Genomic DNA, 15,874 nt, shown 5'->3' on the forward strand with positions numbered 1-15,874 from the left:
AAACAAAATATGATGGATGATATAGAAAGAAAGAACATAGGCAAATTTATAAGCCTTATCCTTCGTCACGAACCCAAGAAAATAGATTTAGACTTAGATGGAAACGGGTGGGCGGATGTAGAGGAATTAATACGAAAATCAAGTATACATAAAATCTACTTTACTAAAAAAGAATTAGAACTAATTGTAGAATCTAATGATAAAAAAAGATATTCATTTAATAATGATAAAACCAAAATAAGGGCTAATCAGGGACATTCAATCCCTATAGATATGGAATTTGAACCTGTTGAACCTCCGGAATTTTTATTTCATGGAACGGCAGAACGTTTTTTATCCTCAATTAGAGAACAGGGTATTACTAAAATGAGTAGACAGCATGTACATTTAAGCAGTACTAAAAACACTGCAAATAAAGTCGGGGCAAGACATGGGAAATCTGTAGTATTAACCATACATTCAGGAAAAATGTATAAAGAAGGTATAATATTTCATAAATCAGTGAATGGGGTTTGGTTAACCGATTATGTACATCCCGTTTATATAGAGGAGAGCAGTAAATAAAACAGGTATTGATATATTGCTCAAATAATTTATTAAATGATAGTATGATATGTTTGTTGTATTTATTTAATAGATAATCAATTGCTTATGATTTTTTATAGTTCTTTATTGAATAATTGTATATTAAAAGTTGTTTTTATGATGAATAGGTTAGGTTAATTTAAATAAATGCACTAAATTAGACAAGAATTAAAAGATACTTCAGTAAACACTAAATTAAAATCTTTTTTTTAACATAAAAAAACTTTAACAACAATTATAACATGAAAATTAAATTACATTTATTAGGTTTTATTTCCTCTATTACAATTTTGTCAGGTCAGGTAGGTGTAAATACCTTAAATCCGCAGGCTGTTTTACACATAGATGGAGCGAAAGATAACCCCACAGCCGATGTTCCAACAGCAGTTCAGCAATCTAATGATTTTGTGGTTACTTCTGCTGGAAGTGTAGGGATAGGGACAATGACGCCAGATGCGTCTTCTATTTTGGAAATCAATGTGAAAGAACTGGCAAGTGGAAGTAAACGAGGATTTTTAGGTCCGCGGGTATCCTTATCGTCTATTACAGATAAAACAACTATAAACAATCCAGCTTTAGGTCTATTGGTTTTTAATCTGGGCGAAGTATCAACACTGAATTATGTTGGGTATGTATTCTGGAATGGAACAGAATGGAGAGCTCTGGATGGACGTTCCCTTTCTGCCGGTACTATTAGTTCCATTGTTTGTAATAAAGTAACTTTAACTCCTACAACCTATACATCAGGTACGGCGTATACTGGCGTTATGGATATTCCTTACACAGGGGGAAACGGAGGTACATATGATGCTCAGACCGTTGGGCCGGTTAATGGATTAACAGCTACTTTAGCTGCAGGTAACTTTGCTACTGGTTCAGGTACTCTAAACTATACAATATCTGGAACTCCAACAGTAACCTCTCCGCAAACAACCACTTTTGAGATATCCATAGGAGGTCAGACCTGTAGTGCCATAGTGGGTGCCGGAGATGGAATTTCTCTGGGTGAGCTTGTATATTATAAAAGTCCCAATATAGATGCGTCCATAGGCGGTGGGGGTGCAAATGGCACTATTGCAACCAATTGGCTTAATAATTTTGCTTCTGATTTACCTATAATCGGAGGAAAAATCAGATTAGACGGTTACTTTACAGATAGTAGCAATGGTGGCCCCGGAACTGTTTCTTTTAATCCTCGATTAGTAAACATTTCTAGTTCACCCGTAAAAATTTGGTTTTCAGCTTTAACAAATGTGGATAGATCCAACGGAGCTAATATAGTGATGGCTGCAAATGGAGGATGGATAAATTTGGACAATGGTATATATCTTAACTATGGTGCCAATCAGTTAACAAGTGATGGAGGATCAGCCTCAACTACCGATACAGGAAGTACTAGCCAGGAAGTATTAACTATGGACATCTCATTGGATGAAAAATGGTATAGAGTTTATTATTTTCCAAATGTAGACAACAATGATACAGCAGATAACAGCGATAATTTTAGAAGAATTTACATATCAATACAAAGATTATATTAAAAACTAATTTTTTCTTATAATCTTTAAGCTTTTTCATATTTTTAATTACTGCCTGTTAAAATCAGGCAGTAATAATTTAGTATAAGTTCGAAATACACTTTTTTAAAATTATACAGTTAATATTTATCAATCCTTTTTTATGAAAAACTTTGATTATAAATAGATGTAAAATTAAAATACTTAATACTTAAATTCTAAGATAAATTTATCTGAAATATTAGTGATAGATTTTAACCTATACATTCAGATTACTTCTAATTAGTGTTAAAAAAATAAAAATATTATTTATCCCGTATTTTTTATTTGTTTTCTATTTGTAAAAATATTTATAGATATAGAAAGAATAGGTGTTAAAATACTCAACAACAGCATTTTCTATTTTTGAATACTTTCGAATTTTGTTAAAATTGCAAAATTAATATTTGAAAAATGATGAAAATTGAGAACATTTTAAAACTGGCTATTATTCTTTTAACACCTTTATGGTTTTCTTCAATGAATTCACAAGTGACTATAGGAATGGATGAAATTCCGGAATCAGGAGCCTTATTACAAATTAAAGAAATACAGACCTCAGGAAGCGAAGCTAACTCAAGCAAAGGGATTTTGCTTCCCAGAGTCAATTTGGTTTCCAGAACATCTCTGGTTCCTACTTTAAAAGCATCTGAAGAAAATGAACAAGAAAAACTAAAGCACACAGGTCTGGTAGTCTTTAATGTTAATATAGTACCTAATACAGATCCTGCTTTAACATTAGAAGAAGGAGTTTACATTTGGGATGGGGCCAAATGGAAAGCCGGTAAAAAAAAGAATAACGGACAGACAAATAACTTTATAGTTCCTGTGTTTGCTTCCGTTTATTATATTAATACACAGCAAACTCAAATAAAAGCTACAGTTTCCTCCAACGCAGAATGGGTAGCAAGCGTAACCGATGACCCAAATAATTTAATTTCATTAATTACAACATCCGGTTCAAGTGGAAAAACTGAGTTTCAATTTAATTTAGCAGGTATTAGTCCCGCAAAAGATCTAAACACCACTGCTACTATAACCTTTACCAGCATTACGAATCCACAGGTAGTTGAAAATGTAACTTTTGAATTAAAACAAATTGCCAATGGATATTATTTCCCAGAGTTAAATGTTGTTTTTGGAGGTAGTTCTTCAGGTTCTCAGACCTCTGCATCTAATTATTGTTCTAATCTTAGTCCCGCAGGTACCTGGAGACTTCCGACTCAATTTGAACTTGCCGGAGCTTTTGCCTTGATCAAGATGAATAATAATTCTCCGGTAGCCAATTATGGATTTGCTTCTGGTAATTATTATTGGACATCAAGTAAATACAATGCTTCGTTCAGCAGGACGGTTTTATTTTCAGATGGAGTATCATCCTCCGATCAAAATGCAGGAGCACAGGCAGTTTACAATAACGGTACTCCTTATAGGGTAGTATGTGCGAAGCCAATACAATAGACAACTAATAAATATACTTCTCAAAGGGCAGTTATTCGTTTGAATAATTGCCTTTTTCTTTTTTATCTTGCAATCATTTATTACAACTAAAAATTAGATGTTACTATTCAAATACGTAAATAAGCAATAATGAAAAATATGACTTTAATTGAACGTTTGAGAGGCAGCCTGATAGCTGGTACTATAGGAGATTGTATAGGAAACAGATATGAGGGGGCTGAACCTGGAGATATAATTGAATGGGATTTTAATTGGCAAATTTCCGATGACACTCAAATGACTTTGGCAACCTGTGAAGCAATATATGATAAAAAGATAATCAAGCCCGAAGAGGTAGCTAATTCTTTTTTAAACTGGTATAATAAAGGGCGGATAACGGGTGTGGGGTCTGCTACATTGAAAGCTTTACGTGAACTTCAGGTGGGAGGACATTGGGCTTTAGTTGGAAGGTCAGGTGAATTTGCAGCAGGAAACGGGGCTGCAATGAGAATAGCTCCCCTCGCATTTAAAAATGTTTCAGAAAATTTCATAATAAAAGATATTTGTAATATAACACATAAAAATGATGAAGCATATATTGGTGCGCTAGCTGTTTACTATGCTATAAAATATGCTATTGGGGGTAAATGGTGCGGATATTCCGATTTAATAGAAAAGATTATTCCTTTATTACCAGATACTTTAATAAGAGATAAATTACTTAAATTTCAAAAGTTTAAAAATGAACCTTTACAATATTTAAAAACTGTGCCACGACCTACAGGGTATGTTGTAGATTCCGTTCCAGTTGCTTTATTTGCTGCTCAGAAAATACATGAGTCTTCTTTAGAAGAAATAATTTTAAATTTAACAGCCTTAGGCGGAGATACTGATACTGTTTGTTCCATCTGTTCGCAAATTATCGGAGCATTAAAAGGAACTAATGGTATACCAGAACACTGGATAGAAAAATATAAAAGACTATACGCAAGTGTAATTATTGAAAATCTAGTTTGTAATTGGAAATTTTAGTTTTATTAATTCAATATTTTATTAGAAAATAATTACTTTAATAAGAGAAGCTAGTCAGTCTTTACTTTTATTGATATTTTTTATAATGAAACATTCAGTGTATTTCCTTTTAGGGTCTTTATATAAGGTAATAAGAAATTATATAACTTGATAGTTTTTTGTATATCCTCATGGTATTTTTATAAATTTCTTTAGCTACTTTTAAATACTCTCAAAAATAATGATGTAAGTCTCTTTGCATAATATTGAGATAAATCAAAAAAAAGAATTATATTTGCGTAAATATTACACAATACGATATGGGAATACAGATTATAAAAGGTGATATAACGCGAATAAATGTTGATGCAATTGTGAATGCAGCCAATTCTTCGCTGTTAGGTGGTGGTGGGGTTGATGGTGCTATACATAGGGCAGGAGGAAAGCAAATTTTTGAAGAATGCCAAAAAATCAGGGCAAGACAAGGTAAATGCAATACAGGAGAAGCTGTTTATACAGCCGCAGGTTGCCTTCCTGCTCGCTATGTCATTCACACAGTAGGACCGGTTTGGAATGAAGGAAATAAAAATGAAAAAGATTTGTTAAGGCAATGTTATATAAATTCACTTAGAATCGCTGATAAATTAGAGCTTAAATCAGTTGCCTTCCCAAATATAAGCACCGGAATATATCACTTTCCTAAAAATGAAGCTTCTGAAATAGCAATTAATACTGTGCAATATTTTTTAAAAAAAGAAAATAAATATATTGAAACAATCCTGTTTGTTTGTTATGACGAGGAAAATGAACAACTGTACAAAAACAAATTAAGATGAAAGGAAAAATAAAGATAAAGACAGGACAGCAGGCATTGAAAATTATAGATGAAGGGCATTATACCTTAGAGAACAAAATAATTGATATTAAAGAGAAAATCAGATTATCTGTAGATGCATCCATTTTATATACGCCGGAATCTTTTTCAAAATTTAAAAATGATTTCGAAAGGAGTATTTGCGAAAAAAAATATTCTACTAAAATATCAGTAGTAAATAAAACTACACAGCAGGCAATTGAAGATTTAATTGATAAGAATATGAAAATTGCTGCTCTGAATTTTGCATCCGCAAAAAATCCAGGTGGAGGATTTTTAGGAAATGCAAAAGCTCAGGAAGAAAGCTTAACAAGAGCATCCACTTTGTATCCTACATTGACTAAATATTATAAAGAAATGTATGAGTTTAACCGGAGCAGGAAAACCTACTTATATTCAGATTACATGATCTACAGCCCCGAAGTTATATTTTTTAAAGATAGTGATGAATATCTATTACAAGATCCTTATTTTGCAGATATACTTACCAGTCCGGCAGTTAATCTGGGCGCAGCAGCAAAGAATAACCCGGGAGAATTAAAATATGCAGAACAAACCATGAGAGAGCGACTGGATAAAATATTATCTGTTTTTGTAGTAAACAGAGCAGATGCTATTGTATTGGGCGCTTGGGGCTGTGGCGTATTTCGGAATAATCCGGAAGATGTAGCCCGTTATTTCTGTAATTACGTTAAGGAAGGAGGAAAATATTCTCAATGTTTTAAAAAAATAATATTTGCTGTTTACGACAGAAGTAAATCACAAGAAAACATTTCTGCCTTCCAAAAAATACTGGAATAACAAACAGATAAATACCCTCAGTTTATTTTTTTATAAAGTTTTATATATAAGCAGTAATAGTAATAATTAAATGGTTACTACTATTTATTTAGCCAGTTATAAACTTTATCCGATAAAACAGATTCTTTAGGATGAATAACTTCTACCAATTGACCATTTTCATCAATTAAGTATTTTTGAAAGTTCCATTCAACTTCAGAATCTAATTTTCCGTTCTCCTTCTTTTGGGTTAACCATTGATAAAGGGGAGCCATATCGGATCCTTTAACTGATATTTTTGACATCATAGGAAAAGTTACACCGTAATTCAAAGTGCAAAATTTCTTAATATCTTCATTTGTACCAGGTTCCTGTTCTAAGAAATTATTAGCAGGAAAACCTAAAATCACAAAGTTTTTTTCCTTATAATCTTGGTAAAGCTTTTCCAGATCAGCATATTGAGGTGTGTTTCCACATTTCGAAGCCACATTGACTATCATCACTTTTTTACCTTTTAGTTCAGACAAATCAAAAATTTTTCCATTAATATCATTAACTTTAAAATCATATAAAGATTTTGATATAGGCGTTGCCGTCTGATTGTCAGAAGATTTATTTTTTTGAGTACAGCTTATGTATAAAACAGATGCTAGAATAGAAACGGTAATTAATAATTTAATTTTCATTTTTAAGTTCTTTATTACAAAGGTAAGCACTTTATCCTTTTAATAGTTAATTAGTTCTGATTAGTTTAGAAGTTTTTTAAATTTATAAAGTAATAAATAGGATAGTAAAATAGCTAAAGGATAAAGTGTGTCTAACAAATAAGTAGTATTTTTGTAAATTCAATGAATATGATTATGAAAGAACAAGCGCTTATTGGGATTATCAGGCAATTATGTATATATATTCTGGTCGTTGTATGTTCAATAAACATACAGGCTCAGCAAAAAAATAAAATATTTGGATCCTCTGTGCCGGAGTTCGGAGAGGATCCGCAAACAGGCTATATTCGATGTGCAACCGTTGAATATGAAAAGTACTTGCAAAACAAAGAAGGTAAACGGTTGTCTGATTCAGAATTTGAAAAGTGGATAGCTCCAAAAGCTAAAAATATGAAGCGATTATTATCTACTGGTAAAACAGACGGAGAAGTTTTTATTATACCTGTAGTAGTTCATGTGGTTCATAATGGTACTGTAGTAGGAGAAGGAGCAAATATTTCTGATGAACGGGTAATTTCTCAAATCACTGTGTTAAATCAGGATTACAGGAAAATGCTGAACACACGAGGGTATAATGATAATCCGGTGGGAGCAGATATGGAAATTGAATTTCGTCTGGCAAAAGTAGATCCTTACGGTAAAGAAACTAATGGTATTAACAGAGTACAGATTCCCGGATATGTTTGGAATTCAAGTAATATTGAAAATGTTTTAAAGCCAAGAACCCAATGGGACCCTGAAAAATATTTCAATATCTGGGTTTGTGAGTTTGGAGGTGATTTGGACAGAACTTTAGGATATGCACAGTTTCCTGCAAATTCAGGATTACAAGGAATGGAAGCTCCATTTACAGCTAATACTGACGGAGTAATTATTCGTTGGTCCGCTTTTGGAACTTCGGATATAGTTTCCGGAAGTTACAGTTCACCCTATGACAAGGGGCGTACCTTAACCCACGAAATTGGTCATGCATTAGGGTTAAGACATATCTGGGGAGATAATTCTTCTTGTATAGTCGATGAAACCGATAGTTATAATGACTATTGTTTAGATACTCCGGCATCATCTCAGGCAAACTATTATTGCACTCAAATAGTAGATTCTTGTCCGTCTGATCCGGGAAACGATATGACCGAAAATTACATGGATTATACCAATGATACCTGTATGAACACATTTACGGAAGATCAAAAAGCAAGAATTCTTACTGTTTTAACCAATTCTCCTAGAAGAGTAAATCTTACCAAATCCGAAGTATGGAAAAGTGGAACAGAAACAAATGATACTCATGAAGACATTTATATTTACCCTAATCCGGCAAAAGAAAATTTAGAAGTGAGAATTCCGGATGCTGAAGAAACAGCTTTAAGCTATAAAATATATAATAGCGTAGGTCAAATCATGGCAAAAAATGAAGAAGTTAATGCAAAATCCGGTTTTAGAATAATTACCAGCAGTTTTGAGCCTGGAATTTATGTTTTAAAGCTTTCAACAGATAAAAGGAATAAAAAAATAAGATTTATGGTTATTAGATAAAACGAAATAAAAAAAGTAACTTTTTGTTAAAGTTAATATTCTAAAAAAATGATCTGATTATATACTAATCAGATCATTTTTTTTCATAAATAGCTAACAAAGATTAATTTAACTTTTGTTTATAAAATAGGTATTTTTTTATTGATATTGTTGTATATTTGGTTGCTAAGTATAATACTTTTCAAGTAATATTATATTATATATAAATTATAATTAATAATCGTTCTAAAATAAAAAAATATGAAACAGAAATTTACTGCTGAAGTTAAAAAGATCTTTATTGTTGCAAGCAGTTTTGTTTTTTTGTATGGTAATGCACAAAATCATACTATCGATCAAGATGAAAAAAATGATGTAAACAAAAATAACCCTGAGCCTAGAATTAGTTTTTGTGGTAATGAGGAATACGAAAAGTATTTAGAAGAAAAATACAATTATAAACCCTCTGTAAAAAAATTCGAAGAATGGTTGGCTCCAAAAGTTCTTAATACAAAATTAAAATTAAAATCAGCTCGATATAAGGACGAAGTAAAGATCATACCTGTGGTTGTTCACGTAGTGGCACCAGAACATGAAAAGATAGGAGAAGGAGGTAATCTTTCTGATGAAAGGATTAATTCCCAGATTGAGGTGTTGAATCAGGATTTTAGAAGAATGCCGGGATCTCGTGGATTTAACACTAATCCTATAGGTGTAGATACAGGTATTGAATTTCGGTTAGCAAAAATAGATCCGAATGGAAATCCTACCAATGGTATCAATCGAATTCCTTTAGTAGGAAAATATTTAAACAAGCAACAAATAGAAGAAACTATAAAACCTCAAACACAATGGGATCCTGAAAAATATATGAATATCTGGGTGATTTATATTATTCCTCAGTATGTCTCGGCTCCCATTGGATATTCCTCCTTTCCACATGCTTCGGGCCTGGATGGTCTTGAGGATCTTAAAGGTATTGAATTTATTGCAAACAGAGACGGAGTAGTTATTAATCCGGAAGCTTTTGGTTCATCAGATACAGTTGAAGGAAATTATCGTGAAAGATTAGACAAGGGACGTACTTTAACCCATGAAACGGGACATTTTTTAGGATTAAGACATATTTGGGGAGATAATGAATCTTGTGAGCTGGATGAAAAGGATAGTCATAATGACTATTGTTTAGATACTCCGGCAGCATCTCATGCAAACTGGGAGTGTGATCAGATTGTAGATTCATGTCCGTTGGCTCCCGGAAATGATATGACAGAAAATTATATGGATTATAGCTATGATGCCTGTACGAATACATTTACGGAAGATCAAAAAGCAAGAATGTTGACTGTTTTAGCTAATTCACCCAGAAGAGCCTCTCTTCTGACATCCAAGGTGTGGTTAGATGTTAATGATACGGAAGTAAAAGATACCTCTGGTGATATACTTATATATCCTAATCCGGCGAAAGATAAATTTGAGGTTGTTATTTCTCAAGAAAATGAAACGGTTAAAACGTATGAGATATTTACCGGTTTAGGGCAATTAATTAAAAAAGAAGAAGTAAATGCATCTACTCGCTTCACCGTCAATACGTCTTCTTTTTCACCAGGTCTTTATTTTATCAAATTATCAACTAATAAAAAAACAAAAAAGATTAAATTCATAATAGTTAAATAAAAAGTAGTACCTTTAATTAAATTATCAACTATTAAACTATCTGTCTGGTGGACAAAATTATATTTTATTTTTCATGAGGGTATAATATTTTTATATAGGTATACAGAGAGAAAAAAATATTCTTTTTATAATTTTGCACTCATATTTACAATAACAGATGGATGATTTTATAGCAGCTCGCTCGCAAATGGCCCTTTCATTAGGGTTTCATATTATTTTTGCCTGCATAGGAATGGTTTTACCCATTTTCATGGCAATATCACATTTCAAATATTTAAGAACTAAAAATGAAATATATAAGGGTATTACCAAAGCCTGGAGCAAAGGAATAGCTATTCTTTTTGCTACAGGGGCAGTTTCCGGAACCATGCTTTCATTTGAATTGGGTCTTTTGTGGCCTAAATTTATGGAGCATGCAGGTCCCATATTTGGTATGCCTTTTTCATTGGAAGGTACTGCTTTTTTTGTTGAAGCTATAGCGTTAGGATTTTACTTATACGGATGGGGGAGATTTAATCCTTGGTTTCACTGGTTTACAGGCCTGTTAGTAGGAATAAGTGGTTTAGCTTCGGGGGTTTTGGTTGTTGCAGCCAATGCGTGGATGAATAGTCCGGCAGGGTTTGATTACATTAACGGACAGTATTTAAATATAGATCCCATAAAAGCGATGTTTAACGATGCCTGGTTTTCTCAGGCTCTTCATATGATTCTTGCAGCCTTTGTAGCTACCGGGTTTGCTATTGCCGGAATACATGCTTTAATGATCCTAAAGAAAAAAAATGTACTTTTTCATACAAAAGCGTTTAAAATAGCTGCTATATGCGCTTCAATAGCAGCATTATTACAACCTTTAAGCGGAGATATTTCAGCTAAGGATGTAACTAAAAGACAGCCTGAAAAACTCGCAGCTATGGAAGCTCACTTTAATACGGAACCTTCAACGCCTTTTATTGTAGGGGGAATTGTAGATGAAAAAAATGAAAAGGTGGATTATGCTCTTAAAATTCCTGGAATGCTTAGCTTTTTAGCACATGGTGATTTCAAGACTCCTGTCAAAGGTCTTAACGAGTTTCCTAAGCAAGACAGACCTCCGGTTTCCATTGTCCATTATTCCTTTCAGATTATGATAACTCTCGGAGTTTTGCTAATGATTATAGGGGGATTATATATAATTGCTCTGATAAAGAAAAGATCCTGGTTACAAAAAAAATGGTTGTTTAAGCTTTTTGTTTTTGCAATCCCGCTAGGATATATAGCATTAGAAGCAGGCTGGGTCGTGACTGAAGTAGGAAGACAACCCTGGATTATTTATCGGGTTATGAGAACAGCAGAAGCAGTAACCCCTATGCCGGGTATAGCATATTCATTCTATTTGTTTACCGGAATATTTATTTCCTTGTCTTTAATTGTTACATTTTTAATTTACAGACAGATTAAAATGGTTCCCAAGTTATACGATCCGACAGACGAAAATTTTAATACTAAAATCAATAAAATCTTATAAAATGTTTTACCTATACGTAGTTATCTTTTTTTTGTGGACAGCCATCGGATTATACATTTTATTAGGAGGTGCAGATTTTGGAGCCGGAATAGTAGAGTTTTTTACAGGTCCGAAAAACAAAAAAAGAGTTAGAAGAATCATGTACAACGGTATGGGGCCAGTTTGGGAAACCAACCATATGTGGCTAATTATTGTTATAGTAATTCTTTTCGTAGGATTTCCTAAAATATATTCCACACTTTCCACCCATTTACATATTCCTTTGCTTTTAATGCTGGTAGGAATTATTGCCAGAGGTACAGCCTTTGCTTTTAGAAATTATGATGCAGTAAAGGATGATTGGCAAAATGTATACGATGCTATTTTTACGATATCAAGTTTATTCACACCGTTTTTTTTGGGAATCATAGCAGGAGCCACAGTAGCCGGAAGTATAGATTTGGAAGCTACCGGGTTTTTACAAGCCTATATTTTTAGCTGGCTCACACCTTTCGGCTGTGCTATAGGCTTTTTTACCATAGCTATCTGTGGATATTTATCTTCCTGTTATGCATTGGCACAGGTTAAAGACAAAGAAGATCAAGACTTTTTATCCAGAAAAGTTAAGGTTTTTACTTTTGTTGTTGTATTATTTGGAGGTATGGTCTTCCTGGCGGCTCATTATTCAGGAATTCCGCTAATTCAATGGATATTTGGCGAAACAATCGGTCAGATTGCTGTTTTACTGGCTACTCTTTCATTAGGCGGAGTATTTTACGGACTAAAAAATAAATGGTTTAAAACATTAAGAATTTTTGCCGGATTTCAGGTAGTCATGATTTTGCTGGCAGTTACCTACCAGCATTACCCTAATCTGGTGGTGTTTAAAAACGGTTATCTTTCATTACTGGAAAGTGGCAGTGATTCCAAGTCTATAGCATCATTGGCCTGGGCGCTTATGTTAGGAAGTATTTTTATTCTTCCCGGAGCATTTCACTTAATATATTCCTTTCAGTCCAAGAAAAAATAAAACTTACCTATTAACAATGTGTATAAAATATAAAGGATTTGGCTATTTTTGTCATATCCTTTTTTTATAAATAGATGGGGTCTAGCTATACCATATATAATGCATCTGCCGGAGCAGGAAAGACCTATACATTGGTTAAGAATTTTCTTACCATTTTATTGAAAAATGAGAATCCGGAATCTGTTCGATCTATATTGGCTGTAACTTTTACAAACAAAGCAGCTAATGAAATGAAAAACAGAATACTTTCGTGGTTAAAAGCTTTTTCAGAATCTGAATCATCTACCGAACATCCTGTTTTAAAAGAAATTTCTCTTGAGTTGGGACTCAATCTAAAAGAGGTCAAGCTAAGAGCTAAAAAGGCACTTTCCTATATTTTACATCATTATTCCCTGTTAAGTATCAGTACCATTGATAAATTTAACTTAAGGCTGATGAAATCTTTTACTAAGGAATTGGGTTTATCCTATTCATTTGCTGTTGAACTAGATTCATCAGATTATCTGAAACAATCAATTGATGAATTAATAGATCAGTTAGGAACAGATAACCCTTTTGCAGAAGTTATATTAAATTATGTATTTTGGAAGTTTGAAAACGAATCTTCAACAGAGATAAGAAAAGAATTACTTGTTTCATCCCAGAACTTTTTAAAGGAAATGCATTTGGATAAAATAACCTCAGTTTCCGAAAAAGACTTCGACGACTTTAGAAAATTAACTCAACTTTTGATTAATCGTATTAAAGATAATAATGAAGATATACAGTTTCTGGCTAAAAGAGCGATTCATTTAATTGAAAATAATCATCTGGAAGTGTCTGATTTTTATCAGGGAGCTAGAGGAATGGCAGGTTTTTTTTACAAATTAACGGTACCTGAAAATAGTATTAATAATTATCATTCCATAAAAACAAATTCAACCTATTATATTGACTTTTGCGAAAACGAAAAATACGCAAAATCCAAATCACTTCGTGAAAACGATATCCGAGAAATAGCTCCCGAACTAATATCTATATTTTCTGATATAAAAAAGAAAATCAATCGTATAAAAATTGATGAATCCGTAAGAAGAAATTTAATTACTATTGAATTACAGTCTGAAATCGGAAGATTCCTTAATGGAAAAAAAGAAGAACAAGACATACTTTTTCTTTCCGATGTAAATCCTATTATAAGTAAGCATCTTAAAGACGAACCCGTAGCTTTTATATATGAAAAGTTAGGAGGAAGGTACAATCATTACTTTATAGATGAGTTTCAGGATACTTCACAGTTACAATGGGATAATCTGACTCCGCTTATAGACAATGCTAGGGTTTCGAATGGCACTTCCATAACTTTGGTGGGTGATCCTAAACAAGCTATATATCGTTTCAGATCAGGGAAACCTGAAATTTTGATGAATCTGATTTCTTCTTCGGAGCAGCAAAATATAACGGTAATTACCTTGGGAAACAATTATAGGAGTTTACCCAACATTGTAGATTTTAATAATAAATTTTATAAATTTCTGGCAGAAACAGAATTGGATTCAAAAGAATATCGTGTACTTTTTGGTGATAATTCATATCAGGTTCCAAAACAGGAAAAGGGAGGAAGAGTTCAGGTATCTTTTGTAAAACCTTCGGATGAAGAAGGTAATTATTTAGCTTCCACAGTTTTGGATATTATTAAGGAAGCAATAGAAAATGGATTTTCGTATAAAGATATTGCTGTGCTGGTACGTAATAAAAAGCATAGTTATCCTATCGTAGAGCTCTTGGCAGAAAATGATATACCTATTTTAACGGAAGAAGCCCTTTTGGTGGCTTCATCTCCTGCTGTAAAATCTATTATTGCCGCTTTTCGATGGCTAAATCAGGTTCATGATAAAGAAGAGCTGGTTATTATGCTTTACTATCTCTGGAAGCTGGATAAAATCATCATTAAAGATTATACGGCAGAAATGCTGATAATAAAAAATCTGAATTTTGATGAATCTATTGTTTATTTACAAAATCAGTTGGGAATTAATGTAAGATACCAGCAAAATAACAGTCTCAGTTTTTTTGATTTTGCCGAGGAATTGATTCAATCTTTAGGTTTTGGTAGTAAAGAAAATATGTATTTATCAGCTTTACTTGATTTAATTCTACAGATGGAAAAATCCGGAGCCATCAGTTTAAAAGAATTTTTAGAAAGTTGGGAGCTAAAAAGCCCGGGTTTATCCATCCGGTTTCCTGAAAATATGAATGCAGTTCAAATCATGACCATTCATAAATCTAAAGGTCTTGAGTTTCCGGTGGTCATTAATCCAATTATGGACAGGCGAAATATGAATGAAGAATATTGGTTTCCCTTAGATAAAAGCTTATACAATGGCTTTGAACAATACTATACATCCACAAAATCCGGTTTGGAAGAAGTGGATGAAAATATCAAAGAAGTAGTAGATTACCAGTCATTTGAAAAGAGTATTGATGATTTATGCGTTCAATACGTTGCAACTACTCGTGCCTCACAACAATTATTTCTGATTCAGGAAAAAAAAGAAAAAAGTAAAGAAACTTTGATAGAAAAATTCTTGTCAGCAAATTCCTACAACATTTCTGAAAAGTCTATAGAATTGTATGAGCAGGATAATTACGGAAGTAAAGGTTCGGAAAAAGAAAAAAATATTTCTAATGAAGAAAAAATCAACTGGAATTCTAACCGATGGAATAAAAAAATAAGAGTTAGTACGGAAATGCATAAATATTATTCTGAAGAAAACAAAGACATTCAATACGGAAACAGTATACATACTATATTGGAGCAGGTTAATACATATGATGATTTACAGAAAGTAATAAAAAAAATGGTACTTAACGGTATAATTCAAAAAAAAGAAGAATCATCTGTGACTTCAATATTGCAAGCGGTTGTTACACATCCTCAACTCGTAAAATATTTTCAACAAGGAACAGAAATATTTAGCGAGCAGGAAATTCTCTTTGAAGGAAAATTTTACAGACCTGATCGATTGGTCAAAATTAATGATCAATTCACAATTATTGATTTTAAAACCGGAGATGAACTTTCTAAGCACAGTAAGCAAATTGAAGGTTATTCAAAAGCATTGGAAGCATTCGGATATGTTGTTGCTGAAAAGCTTGTCATTTATATTAATAATTCAGGCATAAAAATCAAGTATATATAAATTTTATAAATTCAAG

Annotated in this window: 12 protein-coding genes; 11 read left to right on the top strand and 1 reads right to left on the bottom strand. The window is 32.7% G+C overall.

Annotation, left to right across the window (positions count from 1 at the left end):
- Positions 1-12 precede the first annotated feature (12 nt).
- From EQ921_RS02620 to EQ921_RS02645, 6 genes are all read left to right on the top strand, one after another.
- Positions 13-564: an RNA 2'-phosphotransferase gene (locus tag EQ921_RS02620; RefSeq protein ID WP_128330669.1), complete on the top strand. Its 552-nt coding sequence runs from the start codon at positions 13-15 to the stop codon at positions 562-564.
- 263 nt (positions 565-827) lie between these two features.
- Positions 828-2,126 (top strand): hypothetical protein, encoded by a 1,299-nt coding sequence (locus EQ921_RS02625; protein WP_128330444.1) that lies wholly within the window; start codon positions 828-830, stop codon positions 2,124-2,126.
- Positions 2,127-2,555: 429 nt separating this feature from the next.
- On the top strand, positions 2,556-3,602 hold the full coding sequence (locus EQ921_RS02630) for a DUF1566 domain-containing protein (RefSeq protein WP_128330445.1): 1,047 nt from the start codon (positions 2,556-2,558) through the stop codon (positions 3,600-3,602).
- 129 nt (positions 3,603-3,731) lie between these two features.
- Positions 3,732-4,613 carry an ADP-ribosylglycohydrolase family protein gene (locus EQ921_RS02635; protein ID WP_128330446.1) on the top strand — a complete coding sequence of 294 codons (882 nt, stop codon included), beginning with the start codon at positions 3,732-3,734 and terminating at the stop codon, positions 4,611-4,613.
- Positions 4,614-4,912: 299 nt separating this feature from the next.
- On the top strand, positions 4,913-5,428 hold the full coding sequence (locus EQ921_RS02640; protein ID WP_128330447.1) for an O-acetyl-ADP-ribose deacetylase: 516 nt from the start codon (positions 4,913-4,915) through the stop codon (positions 5,426-5,428).
- Complete coding sequence (locus EQ921_RS02645; RefSeq protein ID WP_128150942.1) at positions 5,425-6,267, top strand: TIGR02452 family protein; 843 nt, start codon at positions 5,425-5,427, stop codon at positions 6,265-6,267. Before EQ921_RS02640 ends, EQ921_RS02645 begins: the two co-directional genes overlap by 4 nt.
- 80 nt (positions 6,268-6,347) lie before the next feature.
- On the opposite strand, the gene EQ921_RS02650 is transcribed toward EQ921_RS02645, so the two are convergent.
- On the bottom strand, positions 6,348-6,932 hold the full coding sequence (locus EQ921_RS02650) for a glutathione peroxidase (RefSeq protein ID WP_128150944.1): 585 nt from the start codon (positions 6,930-6,932) through the stop codon (positions 6,348-6,350).
- Between the two features lie 174 nt (positions 6,933-7,106).
- Between EQ921_RS02650 and EQ921_RS02655 the strand changes: the two genes are divergently transcribed.
- The 5 genes from EQ921_RS02655 (at position 7,107) to EQ921_RS02675 (ending at position 15,858) form a co-directional block, all read left to right on the top strand.
- Positions 7,107-8,507 (top strand): M43 family zinc metalloprotease, encoded by a 1,401-nt coding sequence (locus EQ921_RS02655; RefSeq protein ID WP_164875563.1) that lies wholly within the window; start codon positions 7,107-7,109, stop codon positions 8,505-8,507.
- Between the two features lie 240 nt (positions 8,508-8,747).
- Complete coding sequence (locus EQ921_RS02660) at positions 8,748-10,163, top strand: M43 family zinc metalloprotease (RefSeq protein WP_128330449.1); 1,416 nt, start codon at positions 8,748-8,750, stop codon at positions 10,161-10,163.
- 157 nt (positions 10,164-10,320) lie between these two features.
- Positions 10,321-11,667, top strand: coding sequence for a cytochrome ubiquinol oxidase subunit I (locus tag EQ921_RS02665; protein ID WP_128330450.1), 1,347 nt, complete (start codon positions 10,321-10,323; stop codon positions 11,665-11,667).
- Between the two features lies 1 nt (position 11,668).
- Positions 11,669-12,676: a cytochrome d ubiquinol oxidase subunit II gene (locus EQ921_RS02670; RefSeq protein WP_128150952.1), complete on the top strand. Its 1,008-nt coding sequence runs from the start codon at positions 11,669-11,671 to the stop codon at positions 12,674-12,676.
- Positions 12,677-12,750: 74 nt separating this feature from the next.
- Complete coding sequence (locus tag EQ921_RS02675) at positions 12,751-15,858, top strand: exodeoxyribonuclease V subunit beta (protein ID WP_128330451.1); 3,108 nt, start codon at positions 12,751-12,753, stop codon at positions 15,856-15,858.
- The last annotated feature ends 16 nt before the right edge of the window (positions 15,859-15,874 follow it).

Origin of the sequence: Apibacter sp. HY039, assembly GCF_004023655.1 — a bacterium.
GTDB classification, from domain to species: Bacteria; Bacteroidota; Bacteroidia; order Flavobacteriales; family Weeksellaceae; genus Apibacter; species Apibacter raozihei.